The 21,201-nt window shown below is 34.5% G+C and carries 21 protein-coding genes; 8 read left to right on the top strand and 13 right to left on the bottom strand.

Annotated features, from left to right (window positions below):
- Positions 1–66: 66 nt before the first annotated feature.
- Together ACOOWA_RS16735 and ACOOWA_RS16730 are read right to left on the bottom strand one after the other, a co-directional pair.
- On the bottom strand, positions 67–555 hold the full coding sequence (locus ACOOWA_RS16735; protein ID WP_421376936.1) for a YkgJ family cysteine cluster protein: 489 nt from the start codon (positions 553–555) through the stop codon (positions 67–69).
- Between the two features lie 2 nt (positions 556–557).
- Entirely contained in the window at positions 558–1,526 is a 969-nt protein-coding gene (locus ACOOWA_RS16730) for an ion channel (RefSeq protein ID WP_421376934.1), read from the bottom strand.
- A 226-nt stretch (positions 1,527–1,752) separates the two neighbouring features.
- Here ACOOWA_RS16730 and ACOOWA_RS16725 point away from each other — a divergent pair, with 226 nt between their 5' ends.
- Entirely contained in the window at positions 1,753–2,133 is a 381-nt protein-coding gene (locus tag ACOOWA_RS16725) for a group III truncated hemoglobin (protein ID WP_421376932.1), read from the top strand.
- 32 nt (positions 2,134–2,165) lie between these two features.
- Here the strand turns inward: ACOOWA_RS16725 and ACOOWA_RS16720 are convergent, their stop codons facing one another.
- The 9 genes from ACOOWA_RS16720 to hflX all read right to left on the bottom strand — a co-directional run bounded on the left by ACOOWA_RS16720 (position 2,166) and on the right by hflX (position 11,655).
- On the bottom strand, positions 2,166–3,239 hold the full coding sequence (locus tag ACOOWA_RS16720) for a calcium:proton antiporter (RefSeq protein ID WP_421376931.1): 1,074 nt from the start codon (positions 3,237–3,239) through the stop codon (positions 2,166–2,168).
- Positions 3,240–3,304: 65 nt separating this feature from the next.
- On the bottom strand, positions 3,305–3,643 hold the full coding sequence (locus ACOOWA_RS16715; protein WP_421376929.1) for a DUF6122 family protein: 339 nt from the start codon (positions 3,641–3,643) through the stop codon (positions 3,305–3,307).
- 6 nt (positions 3,644–3,649) lie between these two features.
- Positions 3,650–4,879 carry a hypothetical protein gene (locus ACOOWA_RS16710; protein ID WP_421376927.1) on the bottom strand — a complete coding sequence of 410 codons (1,230 nt, stop codon included), beginning with the start codon at positions 4,877–4,879 and terminating at the stop codon, positions 3,650–3,652.
- Between the two features lie 82 nt (positions 4,880–4,961).
- Complete coding sequence (locus tag ACOOWA_RS16705) at positions 4,962–7,013, bottom strand: hypothetical protein (RefSeq protein ID WP_421376925.1); 2,052 nt, start codon at positions 7,011–7,013, stop codon at positions 4,962–4,964.
- Between the two features lie 15 nt (positions 7,014–7,028).
- On the bottom strand, positions 7,029–7,697 hold the full coding sequence (locus ACOOWA_RS16700; RefSeq protein WP_421376923.1) for a hypothetical protein: 669 nt from the start codon (positions 7,695–7,697) through the stop codon (positions 7,029–7,031).
- Positions 7,698–7,760: 63 nt separating this feature from the next.
- Positions 7,761–8,480: a DNA alkylation repair protein gene (locus tag ACOOWA_RS16695; protein WP_421376921.1), complete on the bottom strand. Its 720-nt coding sequence runs from the start codon at positions 8,478–8,480 to the stop codon at positions 7,761–7,763.
- A gap of 14 nt (positions 8,481–8,494) precedes the next feature.
- Positions 8,495–9,781: a cation:proton antiporter gene (locus ACOOWA_RS16690; protein ID WP_421376919.1), complete on the bottom strand. Its 1,287-nt coding sequence runs from the start codon at positions 9,779–9,781 to the stop codon at positions 8,495–8,497.
- A gap of 21 nt (positions 9,782–9,802) precedes the next feature.
- Positions 9,803–10,426 carry a DUF4919 domain-containing protein gene (locus ACOOWA_RS16685; protein WP_421376918.1) on the bottom strand — a complete coding sequence of 208 codons (624 nt, stop codon included), beginning with the start codon at positions 10,424–10,426 and terminating at the stop codon, positions 9,803–9,805.
- Positions 10,426–11,655: a GTPase HflX gene (gene hflX / locus ACOOWA_RS16680; protein ID WP_421376917.1), complete on the bottom strand. Its 1,230-nt coding sequence runs from the start codon at positions 11,653–11,655 to the stop codon at positions 10,426–10,428. Before hflX ends, ACOOWA_RS16685 begins: the two co-directional genes overlap by 1 nt.
- A 210-nt stretch (positions 11,656–11,865) precedes the next feature.
- Here hflX and ACOOWA_RS16675 point away from each other — a divergent pair, with 210 nt between their 5' ends.
- Genes ACOOWA_RS16675 through ACOOWA_RS16665 form a run of 3 tightly spaced genes read left to right on the top strand, consistent with a single transcriptional unit; the run spans position 11,866 to position 15,308 of the window.
- Complete coding sequence (locus ACOOWA_RS16675) at positions 11,866–12,345, top strand: T9SS type A sorting domain-containing protein (protein ID WP_421376915.1); 480 nt, start codon at positions 11,866–11,868, stop codon at positions 12,343–12,345.
- Positions 12,346–12,349: 4 nt separating this feature from the next.
- On the top strand, positions 12,350–14,896 hold the full coding sequence (locus ACOOWA_RS16670; protein WP_421376914.1) for a beta strand repeat-containing protein: 2,547 nt from the start codon (positions 12,350–12,352) through the stop codon (positions 14,894–14,896).
- A gap of 7 nt (positions 14,897–14,903) precedes the next feature.
- Positions 14,904–15,308 carry a hypothetical protein gene (locus tag ACOOWA_RS16665; RefSeq protein WP_421376913.1) on the top strand — a complete coding sequence of 135 codons (405 nt, stop codon included), beginning with the start codon at positions 14,904–14,906 and terminating at the stop codon, positions 15,306–15,308.
- A 59-nt stretch (positions 15,309–15,367) separates the two neighbouring features.
- On the opposite strand, the gene ACOOWA_RS16660 is transcribed toward ACOOWA_RS16665, so the two are convergent.
- Complete coding sequence (locus tag ACOOWA_RS16660; protein WP_421376911.1) at positions 15,368–15,730, bottom strand: META domain-containing protein; 363 nt, start codon at positions 15,728–15,730, stop codon at positions 15,368–15,370.
- 158 nt (positions 15,731–15,888) lie between these two features.
- Between ACOOWA_RS16660 and ACOOWA_RS16655 the strand changes: the two genes are divergently transcribed.
- From ACOOWA_RS16655 to ACOOWA_RS16640, 4 genes are all read left to right on the top strand, one after another.
- On the top strand, positions 15,889–18,087 hold the full coding sequence (locus ACOOWA_RS16655; protein WP_421376910.1) for a S46 family peptidase: 2,199 nt from the start codon (positions 15,889–15,891) through the stop codon (positions 18,085–18,087).
- Positions 18,088–18,156: 69 nt separating this feature from the next.
- The gene (locus ACOOWA_RS16650; protein WP_421376909.1) at positions 18,157–18,423 is read left to right on the top strand and encodes a DUF1905 domain-containing protein; all 267 of its coding nucleotides are present in this window, start codon (positions 18,157–18,159) and stop codon (positions 18,421–18,423) included.
- Entirely contained in the window at positions 18,398–18,634 is a 237-nt protein-coding gene (locus ACOOWA_RS16645; RefSeq protein ID WP_421376908.1) for a YdeI/OmpD-associated family protein, read from the top strand. Before ACOOWA_RS16650 ends, ACOOWA_RS16645 begins: the two co-directional genes overlap by 26 nt.
- Position 18,635: 1 nt before the next feature.
- Positions 18,636–19,607 (top strand): hypothetical protein, encoded by a 972-nt coding sequence (locus ACOOWA_RS16640; RefSeq protein WP_421376906.1) that lies wholly within the window; start codon positions 18,636–18,638, stop codon positions 19,605–19,607.
- Positions 19,608–19,638: 31 nt separating this feature from the next.
- Here ACOOWA_RS16640 and ACOOWA_RS16635 read toward each other — a convergent pair whose 3' ends face one another.
- Entirely contained in the window at positions 19,639–21,174 is a 1,536-nt protein-coding gene (locus tag ACOOWA_RS16635; RefSeq protein ID WP_421376904.1) for a YifB family Mg chelatase-like AAA ATPase, read from the bottom strand.
- Between the last annotated feature and the right edge of the window lie 27 nt (positions 21,175–21,201).

Raw genomic sequence — 21,201 nt, 5'->3', positions numbered from 1 at the left:
ATACAACTCAGCCACATATAAAATATTTTAACATTTTTTAGACAGAAAATAATAGCCAATGCACTATTACTTGCTCAAATTCTTCATCATACTTTCCACAAACTCAAAAGCAGCCGGACAAATCACTGTATTTTTAATCATTAAATCATTAATCTGATAGATTTTCTTTCGGTCTGTATGTGGATATTCTCTGCATGCTTTTGGACGAACTTCGTAGATTGAGCAGGTATTATCTTCATTTAGAAAATAGCAAGGTAGGTTTTGTAAAACTTTATCATTATCTTCATCAACACGTAGAAATTTAGCTTCAAAATCAGCCTGCTTCATACGAAGATGCTTTGAAATTCGTTCAATATCTTTTTCAGTATAAAGCGGACCGGTTGTTTTACAGCAATTGGCACATTGAAGACAGTTGATCTTTTCAAAAATCTCATCATGAGTTTCCTGAACAACGTAATCGAGATTTTTGGGAGGTTTTTTTTTCAAACCTTCCAGAAATTTTTTATGCTCTTTCTGCTTTTGTAAAGCTAGTTTTCTGTATGATTCTAAATCCATTATCACCTTTCTGCACCAAAAACAGGAAGTTCTGCTTTTTGATATTCATTAATTTTATCAAGATTCAAAATCGTTGAATCTTTCTCTTTATCAGGATAATACATTGGGACAAATTTTGCTCCGTAAATGATTTCCCGTGACACATAAGACGATCTTTGAACAACCGTATTTGAAAAAACCTCATCAAAAGCCCTTACATGAGCGATGATTTCAATATTAATATTTTTAAAATCTGCTTCCGAAAAACCGTAAAAAGGAGAATTTTCATCAATTTTATGAACAACCGTCCAGTTTAGAGCCAAAGTGTTAATCTTACTTAAATGAGTTTCTAAACGGTAAAAGTTAATCTTCGGTGCTCCTTCCTCGTTAATTTCAATTGCTGTTGAAAGGGTAACATCTGCATCCGTCAAAGCATTATTTTTATACGGAGCCAACCTAAACATAAGCGCCGTAACCTCCTGAAAAGGAGCTATCACCGCAATATCTGAAAATCTGAGATAAGCTCTCGGTCTCGAAAATCTTCCATAAAATAATCCCGTTGCAATGGCAAAGGTAAGCAATCCTAAAAATGCCTCAAAAGTAGCCACCAAACTTGCGGTAAATCCTATCGGAGCAATTCTTCCGTAACCAACTGTTGTAAAAGTCTGTGAACTGAAGAAAAACACGTCGATAAATTCGTTTAGCGGATCACTTTTATCAATTCCTGTAAGATGTTCTACACCAATTGAATAATAAATAAGCGCAAAAACAAGATTAATCAGAATATACATTACCACCAGATAAGTAATGAACCGAAAAGACGATAAATTCAGCATCGTATGATACCAACTTAATCTGTTGAAGACATTCACTCCTTTTCTTTTCACATTCGGAAGCCCGTCTTTATTAATAAATCTTCCGGACGCACGACTTCCAAAGCCACTGTTTTCGGTGTTTTCCTGCGTTATTTTTTTTCTGAAACCTCTTGCCATCTGTGTTGGTTTATTTTAAAAAGATAAAATAATTTACAAAGATAAAACATTGTTTTTATGAAATCGCCATGATTTGAAAATCCGAATACGAATGGCTACAATGACGATTGTATATATCATTTAACAACAATAAAAATCAGTATGAATCTTATCAATCCTATCATGTTTTTTTAAGATTTAGAATTAAACTAAATTTGATGTACTAATAAAATTTAATAATAATCAAATGAAAAGCTTAGAATCCAGAGAAGATATTGAATTATTGGTGAACAGTTTTTATGACCAAGTTATAAAGGACGAAACTATTGGTTTTTTCTTTAAAGATGTTGTAAATGTTGATTTTAAAAATCACTTACCTAAAATGTATTCGTTTTGGGAAAGTATTTTATTCGGACAGATGAGTTATAAAGGAAATCCAATGGCAGTGCATTTTCCGATTAACGAAACAAAAGCAATGGAGAATAGGCATTTCGAAAAATGGCTGGAACTTTGGAAAAAAACTATTGAGGAAAATTTTACAGGTCAAAACGCAACAATGGCAATTACAAAATCTGAAAACATTGCTAATTTGATGGCCCATAAAATGGAAATGGCCAGAAAGCCCTAACGTTCCGGGTTCTATATTTTGAGTTTATACATTTAAGGTACAATTACTGTAAAAATATAAGCGGCTAAATTCACAAGTAAGACGGTTCCGTAAAGGACATTTGTCTTTCCTCGACTCAATGAAAGCATCACAATAAAAACAGATAAAGTAAGAAGTATAATATCTTTCTTTTCGAGACCTAAAACCAAAGGAATATCGAACATAATACTTACTGCAGAAATAGCAGGAATACTTAGACCAATACTCGCTAAAGCAGATCCTAAAGCCAAATTTAAACTCGATTGTATCTGGTTATTTCGCGCTGCACGAATAGCCGCAACACCTTCCGGAAGCAGTACAACACCAGCAATAATAACCCCGACCAAAGATTTTGGTGCGCCCATACTTTGCACCATATCCTCAATAGTTCCCGAAAGTCCTTTCGCCAATAAAACCACAATAATTAAACAAATTACCAAAAAAACAAAGCTAAGTATCGCCTGATTTTTATTGGGAACATAATAACCTTCAGCATTTTCTTCTTCCGGAACAATAAAATAATTTCTGTGTCTCACAGTCTGAACCATCAGAAAAACGCCGTAAATGACCAAACATGCAATCGATACAAAAATTAGCTGTGCACTGTTGTAGAAAGGCCCGTTTACACTTGATGTGAAATTGGGAAGGATTAAAGTAATCACCAAAATTGAAACAAGACTTATCAAATAAGTTGTTGCAGAAGTCCGTGCAAAAAACTGCTCAAAATACTTTACACCACCCACCAAAACACAGATACCGATGATACCGTTTAGAATAATCATTACAGCAGCAAAAACAGTATCTCGGGCTAAAGTTATGGCTTGTTCACCACCCGCAACCATCAGAGAAATAATTAGAGCCACTTCAATAATCGTGATACACAACGCCAAAATAATTGTACCGTAAGGCTCGCCGACTTTATGAGCTACTACCTCTGCATGATGTACTGCAGATAAAACACTCCCAGTAAGAAGAATTCCCGCAATAACATCGTAGATAACACCATTCCCAATTACATTCAGGAAAAAGTAAATTACTGCCAAAACAGGAAAAATATAGGTGTAATGTAAAAAATTTTTTAGTTTCATAAGCATATCAAAAATACAAAAAATCTATAGAAATCACAATTTAAAGAGAAAATATTAATCGTAATTTAATGACTCCACAGCTCAAAATCCTGAAAATCTGTGAGCATGTGGAAGAGTAATCCTATGCCAATTAATCTCAAGTTTCCTTTGAAAAACAATAGCAAAAAATACACCGCAATCGCATAATAAGAATGCAAAAAATGAAATCCGACGCTCATTCTGTCGGGATCAAAAATTGGGTCTGCAAACAAGTGATCAAGATCTACCAGCATCGTCGCCAAAAGAATTAAATATGCTTTTTTCCATTGTTTACGGTAAAAAATAAAAGCAATCACTGCGGGAAAAACCAAATGCAGAAAGTAGTGTGTAAATGTTTTTAATAACGCAATATCAGAAGAGCTCATTTTATTTTATCTAAGAATTAATGGAAATTTATCTCTTTTAAATTTAATTTTTATTGTATAATTTTGATTTTTATTTCCGTAATAAAGGTATTCTACATCTTTAAAAATCGGATTATTTAAAGTTTTAAACGAAGATAGCAGCAAAGAACTATTTTTCATGAAAATGAAATTGTGATTTTTTATCTTTTCTACTTCACTTGACTTTCGGATAGATTTAATTGAAATCAGTTTTTCACTTTTGCTCACCAAATTGGGCTGAAACGGAATCGCCGTACATTGATTTTGCGCATTGATCCATTTTTTACTTTTGAAATAGTTCCAGATTTTATCGGGGTTTGAAGTTTGAAGTACAATTTCATAATCCGGCTGAACGATTTTCTGATAACTTACTTTTTCAATTTCATTAAAGTTATCATCATAGCCATAGCTGATAATCGTATCGTTAACTTCCGAAAGATTCGCACTCATTTTCAGAGAATTAACCGATATAGAATCATTTAAACTTTCATCAAAAAAAGAACTAATTTTTTTTATATTTTCTGAATCTAATTCAGCTTGCAGAAATTGAGTTTTCTTTTCTAAATCAGCGATTAAGGCTTTAAAATCGACAGAATTTTCTTCATTTTTAATTTCAATCTCATCATCTTTTACGTTGAATGAAAAGTTTTGAGTTCGTAATTCAGAAATAAAAGAAATACTTCCCAAACCGTCTTTTATAAATGAATCTGCATTTAATCTATTATTTCTAAATTTTTGAGAAAATGGTTTTCCAATATGATCAAAATTCAGATTTGATGTTCCTACAATGCATTTGTCACCTTCAGTTTTAATGAAAAACTGGCTATTTTTAAATCTGCCTTTCCCATCATTTACAAATTGTTGGCTTTTCAGAAATGCTGAAAATTTCTCCTGATCATCAATTTCTAAAATGGTATACCATTCAGAAATATTTGTTTTATATAAATGAAAAATCTGCAAAAAATCCGGAATTTTCAAACCGGAATTTTTAACTGAGATCTTACTTTTACCTTTTTTGTTCTCCTCAAACCATTTTGAAGGATGCATTATAAAGCTGGAAATATATTGTCTCGTTGCTTTTTTTACATCAAGCAAAACTACAATGTCTGCATTTTCGGGAATGTATTTCAGGTTTTTATCTTTATGAAAAAACAGAAAATAAACTCCGACTGAAAGCAGGATTGTAATAAAAAAAGCAATATATATTTTCCGTTTCAATCTTTTACAAATTATAAGTTTTGGCTAAAGCCATAATTGATTACAATTTCAAAAACGGACTAAAGTCCGTTTCTATTGATAATTATAACGTTTTTGAAGTTTTGTCAGCTTGTGAATTTTTATAAAAATCATCGATCAGATCAAAGAAATACATCAGGCTGTTTTCAGCATTTGATTTGATGTTATAATTCATTTCAGTCTGAATACTTCCGCCTTTAGCTTCCGTTTTAAAATACACTTCTCCAGCATTTTTCCTTAAAATATCAAGCGTTCCTTTTTCAGATTTAGTTTTAAATTCTTTATCCAATCCGCCCAAAAGTCTTTGAATGTTCAGTCTTCCCGCCAAAGGATATTTTGAAGAATCTTTCATCCATTGCTTAGAAATTTCAGACTGATTACTGGTATTGATATTTTCTTTTGAAGTCGTTACATACACGATCCCATCCTTCACGGTGAAGAATATTTGCTCAACATACGTGTTTTTATTTTTCTCGTCTTTAAATGTATAAAATTCGCCACTTCTTGAGAAGTTTTTCGCAAAAGCTTTATTAGAAGTCAGGACATTGAAAATACGTTTCCAATAGTTTTCATTTTCTGTAGCGAACGCAAATGTAAAATCCGGAACCATTATATCTTTGGTCTTTTTAACTTCTTTTTCATTGTAATTTTCGTCGTAATCGTAATCGGTGTATTCTACGTTTTTAGATTTCAATTCATTCAGAACGAAAACTCCATTTCCGGGAGCAATTTTGGTTATGGCTTCTTCATCCAAAACAATTTTCATGGTTTCGATAACCAATTCCGCTTCTTTTTGATATTCAGAATCTCCTGCATTTTTGAACATTCCATACATCATATCGAAATATTTAGAACCATTTACATTCATCACATAATAACCGATGCTCTTATCATTGATTAACGCAGCCAGTTTTTTGTTCTTTTTGCCTTTATAAACGTCAGAAATATTCTTTTGCGTTTCAGGATCTTTATGTTGATAATTATTGACAAGCCTTACTTTATCTTTATCAAAGTACAGGTTGTAAGATGAGTTTGAATTATATAATTTTCCAAAAAACTGTCCGAAATTATAATTGCGGTACCTATTTTTATAGAGTCCTTCATTGATGATTTTACCGTAATCTGCATAAATAAAAACATCAGAATTAGGATCTCTGAAACTCAACATTTCTTTATTTACCGAAATCTCTTTATTTGAATTGAAATATTGATCAAAGCCATCTTCCGCAAATTTCTTTACGATTTTAAATTTCTCAATATTCAGCGAATCCATTTCTCTCTGATAAGTTGAATCCATAGCGTACGTTTCTTCTTCGTAGTAATCATCCTGGGAAATCGGAGGTGGCAAAACTTCTACTTTCGGAGCATACGTAGAATCTTCAACATTAACTTCCGGCTCTTTCTTCTGTTCAGGATACTTGTGATGCTTTTCAAGATATTTAATATCTTTTTGAAGCTTTACAATCTCAGCATTATTGTCTTTAATACTTTGTTTTAAATATTTAATATCGTCTTTCAGATATTGTATTTCTTCTTTATAATCAAAAGGTTTTTCTAGTTCTATATAGGCACTATCTGATACAATATTTTCAGTACTGTCAATCACTGTAACAGCACTATCTACAGCATAATTATCATCCCATTTGTATGGTTTCTGATAATTAATCATACTTAAAACTGCAGATTTTTCGCTCCACGCTACAAAAACATCATCATCAAGATCAATGTATGAATAATTGTTTTTCTTGGTAATTTCTTGACCGGTTTTCTTTATTGAATTAATAAACTCCAGAAATCTTTCCTGACTGTCTAACGCAAAATTCATGTTGTAAGACTTTACCGAATCATTCATCGTAGCATAATGATACTGAGTGGCATCGTACTTAATTCCCGTTTTTGAATAATCGTTCCAGGGTGCTTTTTTGTCTTTTTTTCCCAGCTCCTTAAGAAGCGGATTGAATTTTTCCCAATTAATTTTTTGATTTAATCGTTTTCCATTTACTTCCATGTAAAAAACGGAATTTTGAGGGATTTTCATGTCATTTTGGGCAAAAACAAGCACAAAACCAAAAAGAAAGAGAAAAATTGTTTGTGTTTTAAAAAATAGAGATTTCATATTTGAGTTTTCTAGTTATTGAAAGATGATGTTGTTTTGAACCTGTTTCTTCTGAAGAATAAAATCTAAAATATTTCCGTCAAGCTTTAAAGCTTTTCTGTTTGGAGCTAATGAATAAGCAGAATTTGTTTGAGATTTAATCGCGTTTTCAAACTGTAAAATCGAAGTATATTTAGCATCATTAAAAACTTCTTTATCAGCTTTACTTAATTTATCATAATCGCCTTTAAAAGTATTAATCTTATTTCGTGTAAAAGATTTTGCACTTAAATTCTGACTGTAAATTTGCGTCGGAACCATTTTTCCTAAAATATTTTTAGCTTTTAATTGTTCCAAACCCGCATTAATATTTTCAATTTTCTTGAAATTACAGCTCAGTTTAATGATATAATTATCAAAATCCATGGATGTTTTTACATTAGAAATTCCGGGAACATTCTTGAAAATTTTTGCAGCTTCGTTGATTTTACTTTCAATTTCAGCTTTTTTAAGAACTTTTTTACCATTAATCGTTTCCATTTTTGAGATGGAGGCCAATCTGGTTTTGCTTTTACTGGCGTTAAGAATTAATGAATATTCTCCGCTTCCATCGGCTTTTACGTTGACTTTATCTAAAATATCAAAACAGCTCGTCAAAAGAAACAAAGAAATCAGCAGGAAAATCTGCCATAAGTATTTTTTCATAAGTTGGTGTTGAGAAACAAATTTACCAATTTTTAGTTGAGTATAATGTGAAATTCATCATGTTTAAATTCTGCCTTTCAGATAATCCTGTCGCAGATCTTCATCCAGTTTTTCAATTGCGTAACGAAGACAGGTTCGTGGCATTTCTTTGTAATATTGATTGAGATAAGAAATTAATTCTGCTTCGTTTTTATTTCCCATTTCTCTCAAAAGCCAGCCGTTTGCTTTGTGCATCAAATCGTGATGATGAGATAAATTTTGGGTAACAAATTCTTTCGTCAATTCAAACGAACCTTTTTTCACGTAATACATCGTTCCTACAACTGCTATTCTTTTATACCACATTTTTTCAGAAGCTGCTAAATCTCTCAAAAGGTTTTCTTTCTGATTTTCAAAAGCATACCGCCCTAAAATCTTATAACAACTCGTATCAACCAAGTCCCAATTATTGACAAAATCAAGATGATTTAGATAAAAATTAACGATTTCTTCCTTTACAGATGAATTTTTTGTTTTTTCAAACTTAGAAATCAGCATAATTAAAGCGGTCAAACGATGTTCGTGATACGGGGAAGAAAGTAATTCGCCCAATTCTTCCAAAGATATTTTAGCGTAAAACTCTTTGGCAACCGCTCTTTGATCCGGAACTTTTACTCCCAAAAACAAATCACCTTCGCCATATTCTCCTTTTCCGGTTTTGAAAAATTTAGGGAAAAAAGCTGCTTTCTCCGGAACAGACAAAACAGCTAATGATTCTTTGATATCTTTTAGAATTGTACTCACTGATTTACAAACAATTAATGACTTTCATCTAGAGCAACAGTTTCCTTATCTTGTTCTTCTTTTGCAATTTTATTAGGATTTGCAACTTTAGCAATTGTAAGTCCCTGAACAATAATCGAAAACACGACCACACAATACGTGATACTTAAAATAGAATCACTGTACTCGTTTTTCGGAATAGACATTGCCAAAGCGATGGAAACACCACCCCGAATTCCGCCCCAAAATAAAACTTTTATCGTTTGCGGACTGAATCTTGTTCTGAATGACATGAATTTTGTAGGTCCCCAAATTGAAATAAATCTTGCGATTAAAACAACTGCAATTGCTAGTATTCCAGGAATGATATAATGGTTTAAATCTTTAATCATCAGCAATTCAAAACCAATGAATAAGAATAAAACCGCATTTAAAATCTCATCAATCAACTCCCAGAATTTAATTAAATAATCCTGAGTGATTGATTTCATTTTAAACTTCATACTGAAATTCCCCATAAATAATCCTGCAGCAACCATTGTCAACGGACCGGAAACGTGCAACTGTCTCGCTACAAGATACCCTCCCATTACAACAGCAAGCGTTACCAAAACCGAAATAATATAATCATCTACTTCACGCATTAATCTCGACGTCGTCCAACCTAAAACAATTCCCAATAACAATCCGCCTCCTGCTTCTTTTGCCAATAAAACAGCGATATTTTCAATTCCTAAATCGACTTCATTTCCGATGGCCAACTGAAGAACAACTGTGAAAACTACAACTGCCATACCGTCGTTAAACAAAGATTCACCGGCAATTTTTGTTTCTAAAGATTTTGAAACATTTGCCTGTTTTAAAACACTTAACACCGCAACCGGATCTGTCGGAGAAATCAGAGCTCCGAAAACCAGACAGTAAATAAACGGAATATGCAATCCTATGTAAGGAAGCAGATAAAACATACCAAAACCTACAATGAATGTTGAAATAATGACTCCCGCAGTTGAAAATATAAGGACAGGCCGGAACTGTTCCTTTAAATCGTTGATATTAATATGAATTCCTCCTGCAAAAAGCAGGAAATTAAGCATTGCACCCATCAAAACTTCAGTAAAATCAATACTGCTCATTAAATCATGCAAATGAGTGAAAGTTTTCGGGAGAAATTTCTCACCAAAAAATACCAGGATGATAGAAACTACAATCGCAATCACCATGATCCCGATGGTACTGGGAAGTTTTAAAAATCTGTAATTGATATAAGCAAAAATAGAGGCTAATACGATTAGCGCTGAGAATGAATAATATAGCTCCAAAACTAAGTTTTTTATAAAATTTTAAAAGCCCATGTAGAGAACTTTTATATATATTGTGTTGTCGTCTTTTGACCAGACATCAATCACAGAATCTTTGTACGTTGTAGAATGTCTGGAATAATCTTGCCCGACATTCAAGATATTGAGAAAAATATATTCGTCACCAACCGAGTTGACTACAAAAGCAGTTTTCTCAGATTTTCCGTCTCCGGAAGTTTTTATAGCGTTGGTCAAAAGTCTCAATTGCGAAAGATGATGTACAAAATCATCTGCCTTTTTAATCTGATCATAAGCTCTCAACAGAATCAGAATTACATCAAGATTGGTAGGATCTTTCATGTAAAGAACTTTCCCTTTTTTGATGCATTCTTTAAAATCGCCTGCTTTAAATGAGTCTGCAAGTTCCTTAAAATCATCATCTAAAGTAGAAATCTTATCTTTTCTGAAATTTCTTCCGTAATATAAATATCGCGCTTCAATACTGTCTAAAGATTTAGGCATTCCTTTAAACTTAAAAATCAGTTTATCGTAATTGAAATTTGACTTCGGGTTGTTGAGATTTTTCTCAATTTCTTTGAAATCAAGTTTTTGACTACATCCCAGGAAAGGAATAATCAGAAGAAAAAATAAGAATCTACATCTCATTATTCTTTATTTTCGTGCTCTTCTTCTTCATTATCAAAATATTCAAAAAGGAAATCATTGTACGGGAATCTTGAAATATGAATTTTCATTATCTCATCATACACCAATCTTTTCATTTCCGGAAAGTTCTCTTTGGTCAAAGCCGAAATAAAAACTGCAGGATGTTTTGATTTTCCCATCCATGTTTTTTTCCACTCATCTAAAGAGATATTTTTATTGGAACCCGGCGTAAGATCGTCCTCATCTTTTTTCTCATAACTGAAATCATCGATTTTGTTGAAAACCATAATCATCGGTTTTTGATGCGCATTGATTTCCATTAAAATCTGATTCACCGATTCGATATGATCTTCAAAACTTTCGTGCGAAATATCTACCACATGAATCAAAAGATCTGCTTCACGAACCTCATCCAAAGTAGATTTAAAAGATTCTACCAGCTGTGTCGGTAATTTTCTGATGAATCCAACCGTATCTGTCAAAAGGAAAGGTAAATTTCCTATCACCACTTTTCTTACCGTTGTATCTAAGGTTGCAAACAATTTATTTTCTGCAAAAACATCAGATTTAGAAATAGCATTCATCAACGTAGATTTTCCTACGTTGGTGTAACCCACCAAAGCCGCACGTACAACTTTTCCACGGTTATTACGTTGAGTTGCCATTTGTTTGTCGATAATTTTAAGCTTATCTTTCAGTAAAGTAATTCTGTCACGAATAATCCTTCTGTCGGTTTCAATTTCCGTTTCACCGGGACCACGCATCCCGATTCCCCCTTTTTGTTTGTCTAAGTGAGACCACATTTTGCTTAATCGAGGGAGCAAATATTGGTATTGTGCCAATTCAACCTGTGTTCTTGCGTAAGAAGTCTGCGCTCTCTGTGCAAAAATATCAAGGATAAGATTGGTTCGGTCGAGAATTTTCACCTCAATTTCTTTTTCAAGATTTTTAAGCTGAGAAGGTGACAATTCATCATCAAAAATAATCGTTCCGATCTCATTTTCCTTTACATATTCTTTTATTTCCTGAGCTTTTCCGCTTCCTACAAAAGTTTTAGAATCTGGCTGGGTTAAATTCTGAGTGAAGCGTCTGTCTACCGTAGCACCTGCTGTCAATGCTAAAAACTCCAGCTCGTCCATATATTCCTGCAACTTATCAGCATCTTGATTTTGGGTCACAACGCCCACCAAAACTGCCTTTTCGTAATTATGTTGTTTCTTTTCTAACATTAAAGTCTGTATAATTTATAAGATTTACAAGATAACATTTTTAATCAATAAATGCAAACCGGTAATTTAAAAACAGGTAAAACACCTTTTAAATTCCAGTTTTTTACCTCTTACAAATCAGCTGTCACTGCTACTACCTTTACATCGTAAAAAATTCATTTACAGAGACTAATCTCAAAACGATTTTAAACAAATCTAAAATTAAATAACATGAAAAGAACTTTTACCTACAGCTTCTTTTTGGTCTTTGGTTTAGCAATTAATATGAATGCTCAAAAAGCAGTTCTTGCCACAGGATCAAATGCCACAGGAAGCAACGGCTCCCTTTCTTACAGTATCGGGCAAATCGATTACTACAACAAGGGAAGCAACAACCAGATTATGGAAGGCGTGCAACAGGCGTATGAAATCACTACACTTTCAACCAATGAAACTTTAGCAGCAGACAAAAAAGACATTTTATTGTATCCGAATCCATTTAAAGACTTTGTTTTCCTGGATTTCACTACAAACGACTACAAAAATTCTGAATATCAGTTATTCGACTCTTCAGGAAAACTTTTAAAAGAAGAAAAAATAAAAGAACCGAAATCGGAATTTAATTTCTCTGAACTTCCATCGGCAATGTATATCATCAGAGTAAATAAAGAAGGAAAAAACCTAAAAACATTTAAAATCATTAAAAAATAGTATCATGAAAAAAATTTTACTAACAGTCGGAATTTTATTAGGCTGTCATTTAGTTTCAGCTCAGGCTCCTGAAAAAATGAGTTACCAGGCGGTAATAAGAAATACAGGGGGGCAATTATTAATTAATCAAAACATCGGAGTAAAAGTAAGCGTACTTCAGGGATCTTCATCGGGAACGGTAGTTTATTCTGAAAGATTAACAGGAACAACCAATACCAACGGTTTGGTAAGCCTTGAAATCGGAACAGGAACCGTACTTTCCGGAACTTTTGCCAGCATCAACTGGGCATCGGGAAATTATTATCTGAAAACAGAAACCGATCCTACAGGAGGAACAACATACTCTATTGCAGGAACCAGTCAATTATTAAGCGTTCCGTATGCGATGTATGCTAAAACTTCGGGAAGCTCTGGAGGAAGTTTGACTTTACCATACACTGCAACAGCAAATAATGCAGCCAGTTTATTTTCAATAACAAATGACGGCGACGGAACTTCGTTGGAAGGCATAAATAACACCACAACATCAAACATTGCATCAGTTCGGGGAATTGTAAACAGCACAGCTCCGGGAGGATTTTCTTCTGCTGTACGCGGAATTAATAACGGAACAAGCGGTTTAGGAATCGGCGTTTACGGTTCTCAAGCAGGAAGCGGATGGGGAATTTATGGTGTGACTCCGGCAGGACTTGGAGTATACGGAAATGCTTCAGCGGCAGGAACGGGAGTTTACGCAAACAGTAATTCCGGAACAGGATTAACAGCAACGAGCACAAACGGAATTGCTGCTTCAGTTTCTATATTTAATAATGCTAACAACAATAATGTTTTGAATGCCAATACCGTAGGAAACGGAACTGTGGTAAATGTGTCAACAACAGGAAACGGAAATGGGGTTGTAAGTAATTCAGGAAGCGGTTTTGCTGTACAGGGAATTACAAGCGCTCAAAGTTCTGCAGGTATTATCGGTGATAACAATGGAGATGGTGAAGCGATCGTTGGAAGAAATACAAGCGATATTGCAGGAGCAGTAGTCGGAAGAAATGACGGTGGCGGTTACGGTGTACATGGTTTTGTTGCAACAAATACATCGGGGAACGGTATAGGAGTTTATGGCAGAGTCGGTGTCAATAACAGCAAAGGCAGAGCAGGAAGATTTCAAAATTTTAATGCCACAAATGACAGAAATACATTTGAGGTAGAAACCAACAGTAATGGAAACATCCCTGATAATACATTAGGCAATGCCTCAAATTTCCTGGTTAATAATACAAACAGTGTTTCAGCTGCAATAAGAGGAGAAGTAAAAACAATTTTCGGAAACTTTGGAGCCGCAGGTATTTTCGGGGTTTCTTCTGGAACAGGTGGTTTTGCAGGACTTTTCCATGCTGCTAATACCGCAGGAAATGGTAATGCTCTAGTTGCTATTACCGACGGAAATGGTGATGCAATCAGAGCCAATGCTGGGAAAGATGGTGATGCAATAGAAGCCAACGTAGATGGAACAGGGCGTGCAATTTATGGTTGGATTCCAACATTCAGCACAGGAAAAGCTGCAGAATTTAAAAACTTCAATGCATCAAATACAAGTACAGTTCTTAGTGCGACAACGGTAGGAAATGCTATTGCCGGAGATTTCTTCGTGGATAATACCAATGGAATTTCACCTGCTGTAAAAGGAAAAGTAAATTCTCAGTTTGCCAACTTCGGAACAGCAGGAATTTATGGTGAATCTGCCGGAACAGGAGGTTTTGCAGGTTTGTTTTATGCAAGTAATGCTTCAGGAAATGGGCCCGCTTTGATTGCCTTAGCTAATGGAAATGGAAACGGAATTACTGCAAATGCCAAAAATTCAGGAGACGGTATTGAGTCTACGGTAGACGGAAGCGGAAGCGCAATGTATGGTTGGGTTCCAAACTTCGGAACAGGAAGAGCGGGATATTTCAGGAATTTTAATGCCGCCAATTCAACACCTGTTTTGTCTGTAACCAATGCCGGAACCGGAACCGGATTTTTTGTAAATCATACCGGAGCAAGCGGAAATATCGCAATTTTTCAAAGTGCAGGAGCAAACGTTGCAAGGATTAATAAATCCGGACAGGCATTTTTCAATGGAGGAACTCAAAACAGCGGTGCTGACTTAGCTGAAGCATTTGATGTGGAAGGAAATATTTCAGAATACGAAATGGGTGACGTCTTAGTAATCTCAACTTCAAGCGACAGAGCGGTAGAAAAATCTTCAAAACCTTACTCGTCTTTAGTTTCGGGAGTTTATGCTACAAAACCCGGAGTTTTATTGACTGAAGAAAATGTTGATGCAGATATTTCAGACAAAGTTCCGATGGGCGTAATTGGAGTAATTCCTACTAAAGTTTGTCTCGAAGGGGGTACAATTAAAAGAGGAGATCTTTTGGTAACTTCATCAAAAGCAGGAGTTGCCATGAAGGCAGACATGAAAAAAGTACAAATCGGGCAGGTTCTTGGGAAAGCACTTCAGGATTACAATCAAAATGAAATCGGAAAAATAAAAGTATTAGTTAACATTAAATAATCTACTCATGAAATCACTATATATCATTGCATTTTTAGCATCTAGTCTAAATATTTATGCACAACAGGACAAAAAATCTGTAGATACGCAGCAAGTTGAAAACTACAAAGAGTCAAAAGAGTTTGAAGCAAAAATAATCAAAGAAGCTCAGGAAAACGCTAACAAAAAACCCAGAACAGGATTGGTTTCAGAACAAGGTCTCGAAGTAAAAGAAAAGCAAAAAGCTCAACCTTCTGAAAATAATTCCGGAAAACTTTTGCCAAATACCGCTTCAATGGAAGAAATTTTAGCAGCAATTCCGGCAAGAGAACCAAAAAAAAGTAATGTTTCAAGAAGTTCGAATGACAATATTCCAAGACTTCCCAACACAGCAACTTTAGAGGAAATCAAAAAAACGATTCCTAAAAATTAATGATCTCTTTTATAATTTTAGTTTGATAAAGTCCGCATTATTTTACGGACTTTATCTTTTTAATCCCAATCTGCAGCAATAAATTTCATCTGATTTCCATTATCATCAGAAAGCGTCAGAAAGTGACCCTCAATTTGATAATGACTCATTTTTTCAAAAGATTTTGTGAATTTTGTTTCTAAATCCATTTCCTGACAAGCCATCAAAGTGCTTCCAACTCCGGAAATTTCAATCTTGTTTTTAGATTTGAATTCAGAATTAAAAAACATTCTGTTGCAACCCACAAAAGCAGTTCCTCTTATTTTGCCGTCCTTCTTTTCGGCTGTAAGATTAATTTCTGCCTTGTTTTTCATCAACTGATCTTTTGTAAACTGGCCAAAGGAAACCATCATCCATTGTCTCTGAATGTGCTGATTTTCCATCTTCGCAGAGGAGCAATTTAAGACAAATCCTAAACAAATAACTCCGGTAAATATTGTTAAAAACTTCTTCATAATGCACAGATACCCATTTTCGTACCATTTAAATCATAAATACAGTAAAAATTAGTAAATTAGCCCCACTAAAATTATTTTAAAAAATGAAAAGAATATTTTTACTATTCACTTTCTTGTTAGGTTTTGCTCAGATGAGAGCAGACGAAGGGATGTGGCTATTGATGCTCATCAAACGACTTAATGGTGTTGATATGCAGAAAGAAGGTCTGCATTTGACTCCTGAAGAGATTTATTCTGTAAACAACTCCAGCATGAAAGATGCAATTGTAAGTTTTGGAGGTTTCTGTACAGGAGAAATTGTATCAGACAAAGGTTTGATCTTTACAAATCACCACTGTGGTTACGGTGCAGTTGCTGCGGCTTCTACTCCGGAAAAAGATTACCTGAAGAATGGTTTCTGGGCAAAAAATGAAAAAGAAGAATTCAACTCTAAAGATCTCTACGTAAGATTTTTGGTAAGAATGGATGACGCTACACAGAGAATCAATTCTAAATTAAGCAACAATATGTCTGCAGCTGACAGAAAAGCTGTTATTGAAGCTGAAACAAAAGCAATTCAGGCAGAAAATTCTGAAAACGGAAAATATACTGTTGTCGTAAAAGATTTCTTCAACGGAAACGAGTTTTATTTCTTCGTTTATCAGGATTATAAAGATATCAGATTAGTAGGTGCACCACCATCTGCAATCGGAAAATTCGGTGGAGATACCGATAACTGGGAATGGCCAAGACATACAGGAGATTTTACCGTATTCAGAGTGTATGCTGATGCAGCAGGAAATCCGGCAGAATTTAAGCCTACAAACGTTCCTTTAAAGCCTAAACATTTCTTACCGGTTTCTCTAAAAGGAATTAAGCCGGGAGATTTCTCAATGATTTTAGGATACCCTGGAAGAACAAACCGTTACTTAACATCTTATGGAATTGAGCAAATGGTTACAAAAGATTATCCGGCTTGGGTAGAAACTTCTAAAATGGCAATGGATATCATGAAGAAGTATATGGATAAAGATAAAGCAACTCAGTTGGGTTACGCTTCTCAATATGCTTCTGTAGCCAACTACTGGAAAAACAGACAGGGAACCATTGATGCTGTTGAAAAAAACGGTACCATTACTGATAAAAGAGAACTTGAAAAGAAATTTCAGGATTGGGCATTGCAGCCAGGAAATGAAATATATGATTCTGTTTTAGAAAGAATTCAAAACTATTACTCACAGGTTTCAGACAGAAATGTAGAAAGAAATTATGCTTCCTTATTAACAAGAAATGCTAAATATCTTTCTCTTGCCAACCAATTGGCTCCTGCATTGGATGCATATGCAAAACAGGATTTAGCAGGCAGATTAGCAATGAAAGCCAAACTGGAAACTGCTGTAAAAGATGCTTATGATAACATCAACACCAATCTTGAAGGTGAAATGTTGAATTCTTTAGTAAATCTTTATCAAACAAGAGTAAAAGCAGGTGTTGCATCTCCTACCATTATGGCTTTAGATTCTAAGAACCTGTCAACTTTAGCGTTCTCTTCGTTGTTTGCAAACAAAACTTCAGTAACGAATTATATTATGAATCCTGATCGTTTAAAACTGGATGCAGATCCACTTTTAAAAATCGCAAGAGGAATTATAGCTGATCAAAAAACATCAACCGAAAAATACATCTTGCTTGATGACAGTTTTGCTAAAAACAACCGTCTTTTCTTAGCTGGTTTAATGAAAGCGATGCCAGAGAAAAAATTCTATCCGGATGCAAACTCTACAATGAGATTAACGTACGGAACGATTGATACGTTACCAATCAGAGACGACAGAAATTATTTTGGTGTAACAGATAACTATTACACGACAATGGAAGGTTTAGTAGGAAAATACAAAGCGGGTGACGAAGAATTTGATCTTCCACAGAGAGTAATTGCGCTTCAAAATGCTAAAGATTACGGTCAGTATGCAGATAAAGCGGGTTACCTTCCGGTAAACTTCCTTTCAAACAATGACATTACAGGTGGTAACTCTGGTTCTCCGGTAATCGATGGAGACGGAAACCTTATCGGTATTGCTTTCGACGGGAACAGCGAAGCTTTAAGCGGTGATATCGTATTTGAAAACGATTGGCAGAAAACAATCAGTGTAGATATCCGTTTCGTTCTTTGGACGATCGATAAATATGCCGGTGCAAGAAGAATTGTAGACGAACTTAAATTAGTAAGAGACGAAAATACTCCAGCTGATACAGGAAAATCTAAAATTAAAACTGCTGCTCCTGCAAAAAAGAAAAAGTAAATTTTTAAAATATATTTTTGAAACCGTGGAATTCTGTTCTGCGGTTTTTTTTATTTTTGATAAATTATTATGGAAAACAAGGAAATCATTTTCAACGCCATTATTAAACAAAACGGAAACATGAACGCTGCTTTTGTAGAATTTCCTTTTTCAACCGAAGCATTATTTCATAAAAAAGGTCAGGTAAAGATTAAAGCAATTTTTGATTACAAAGTTGAATATCGTGGTAGTTTAGCCAAAATGAAATCTGATTGTCATATTTTAGGATTAACACAGGAAATCCGCAAACAGCTGGGAAAAACTTTTGGTGATGAAGTTTCAGTTTCATTTAATTGAGGATAAAGAAGAAAGGATTATTGAAATCTCAGAAGATATTGTACAGTTATTTAATGAAAATCGGGATGCAAAAATTTTATTTGATAAAATGAGCTACACCCACAAAAAGGAGTACATCCGGTGGATTGCGGAAGCCAAAAAACCTGAAACCCGTGAAAACAGAAAACTAAAAATGATTCAGATGATTTTAGACGGCAAAAAAGGGATTTAACATGAGTAATGAATTTAGTTATTTATCTGATGGTGATTTGGTTGACATAATTTTAGTTTACCATTATCGAAATAGTGAAGAATACCAACAATTACTTCTGAATGAGCTAAAAAGAAGAGATGTTGACATTAATTTATTTAATGATGATGAGAGTTATATAAAGTCTTTCATCAATTGTTTTCCGGACGGTTGGAGTGATGAAATCAGAAAAATGTTTGATGAATTATTGCTGGGTGGCTGGAACAAATCAATGCACATACAAGCCAAAGAAAAATGGGGATATTTTCATTTTTCAGGAGGTAATTTATCTGAAAACATGCATGATATCATTGATAAACACCGGGAATTTATTGATAATACCTGCTCAAGATGCGGCAATAAAGATCATGTACAAGGAAACGGCGGCAGCTGGATAGAAATCCTCTGCAGGGAATGTGCACAAAAGGATTTAGCTTTCAATGGCATTTATAACATATCAGATAAAAGCTTTACTTATCGCAATGTGAAAAGTGATAGTACAGATTTTCTGTGGGATGAAGTTGTAAATGTTAATCTGGAATTCTCAGAAAACAACCAGTCAATCGAGCTGGAATTTAATCGAATTGTGGAATCTTATTACGGCTTTGATGATTATGTTTTGAATTTTGGTTTTCTCTCCAACCTTAATTTTATAAAGCTTCTGGAAACAATTCCCGATTATCTGTTGTCAGCAGACGATGCAGTTTGCAGAACCGAATTTTTAAATGAGCTCAAAAACTGTCATTTCTGTGATAAAAAAGCTGTTTACAAAAACTCCTGTCGATTGTGTCGGGAAAGTTTAGACGATGACTTATCCCAAAGCAGAAACCAATACCTTAAATTTTATAATAATATTCCAGCGCTGATGAAAGAAACAAGAGAAAAATCTCAATATTATATTAATTTCAGTAACGAGTTAAACTTCTTTTACCACAAGGATTATTTTCCCGAATAATAAAATCTTTATTAAAGGTAGAGACAAAACTTCACACATTCCAAAACTCACGATCCAGACTTCTGTACTGTATCGCTTCCGAAATATGATGAGAAAAAATATTTTCAGATTCTTCAAGATCAGCAATTGTTCTGGCAACTTTTAAAATTCTGTCGTATGCTCTTGCTGAGAGATTCAGTTTTTCCATCGCCATTTTGATGAGGTTGAACGACGCATCATCCAGTTCACAAAATTTCTCGAGCTCACGAGAACCAATCTGAGCGTTATAACTGATGGACAAATCTTTATACCTTTCATTCTGAATTTCACGCGCTATTAAAACACGTTTTCTGATATCCTCACTCTTTTCGCCTTTCCTTTTTTCAGCCAATTGCTCAAATTCTACCTTCTGAACCTCAACATGAATATCAATTCGGTCTAAAAGCGGTCCCGAAAGTTTGTTCATGTATCTCTGCATCTCAAAAACAGACGAAGTATTATTTGGATCATCAGGAAAATATCCACTCGGACTTGGGTTCATTGAAGCAACCAACATAAAACTTGAAGGATAATTAATCGTAAATTTTGCTCTCGAAATCGTTACTTCCCGATCTTCCAAAGGTTGACGCATGACTTCCAGAACCGTTCTTTTAAATTCCGGCATTTCGTCTAAGAACAAAACACCGTTATGAGCCAAAGAAATTTCTCCCGGTTGCGGATAACTTCCGCCTCCGACAAGAGCAACATCTGAAATGGTATGATGTGGAGATCTAAATGGACGAACCGTCATTAAAGAGGTTTCCGTTCCCATTTTTCCGGCTACAGAATGTATTTTTGTGGTTTCTAAAGCTTCTTTTAAAGTTAAAGGCGGCAAAATACTTGGAACTCTTTTCGCAAGCATAGTTTTTCCACTTCCGGGCGGACCAATAAGAATAATATTGTGACCTCCTGCAGCAGCCACTTCCATTGCTCTTTTTGCAGTTTCCTGACCTTTTACTTCAGAAAAATCGAACGGGAAACTGTTTATTTTATCCTGAAATTCTTTTCGGGTATCTAAAATTACTTTCTCCAAAGGTTTTCCTTCATTAAAAAAGTCAATAACTTCTTTGATATTTTCAACCCCATAAACATCAAGATTATTTACAATTGCGGCTTCTCGTGTATTTTGTTTCGGCAAAATAATTCCTTTAAAACCTTCTTCACGAGCCTGAATGGCAATAGGAAGAACACCTTTTATCGGTTGCAGACTTCCGTCAAGTGAAAGCTCTCCCATAATAATGTAATCCTGAACATTTTCTCCTGAAATCTGGTCAGAAGCAATTAAAATTCCAATCGCAATGCTTAGATCATAAGCAGCACCTTCCTTTCGCAAATCTGCGGGAGCCATATTGATCGTAATTTTCTTTCCAGGGATTTTGTAGCCGACGTTTTTCAAAGCGGCAGAAATTCTGTAACTGCTTTCTTTAATCGCATTATCAGGCAAACCAACAAGATGATAACCTACTCCGCCTGTATCAATATTAACTTCTATAGTAATTGTTTGGGCAGAAACGCCGAATATAGAACTTCCATAAATTTTTATCAACATTTGTTTTGTGTTTTGAGTAAAGTTAAA

The organism is Chryseobacterium sp. GP-SGM7, assembly GCF_049166575.1.
Taxonomy (GTDB): domain Bacteria; phylum Bacteroidota; class Bacteroidia; order Flavobacteriales; family Weeksellaceae; genus Chryseobacterium.
Note: the sequence above shows the minus strand (reverse complement) of the source record. Positions and strands in the feature narration are given on the sequence as shown.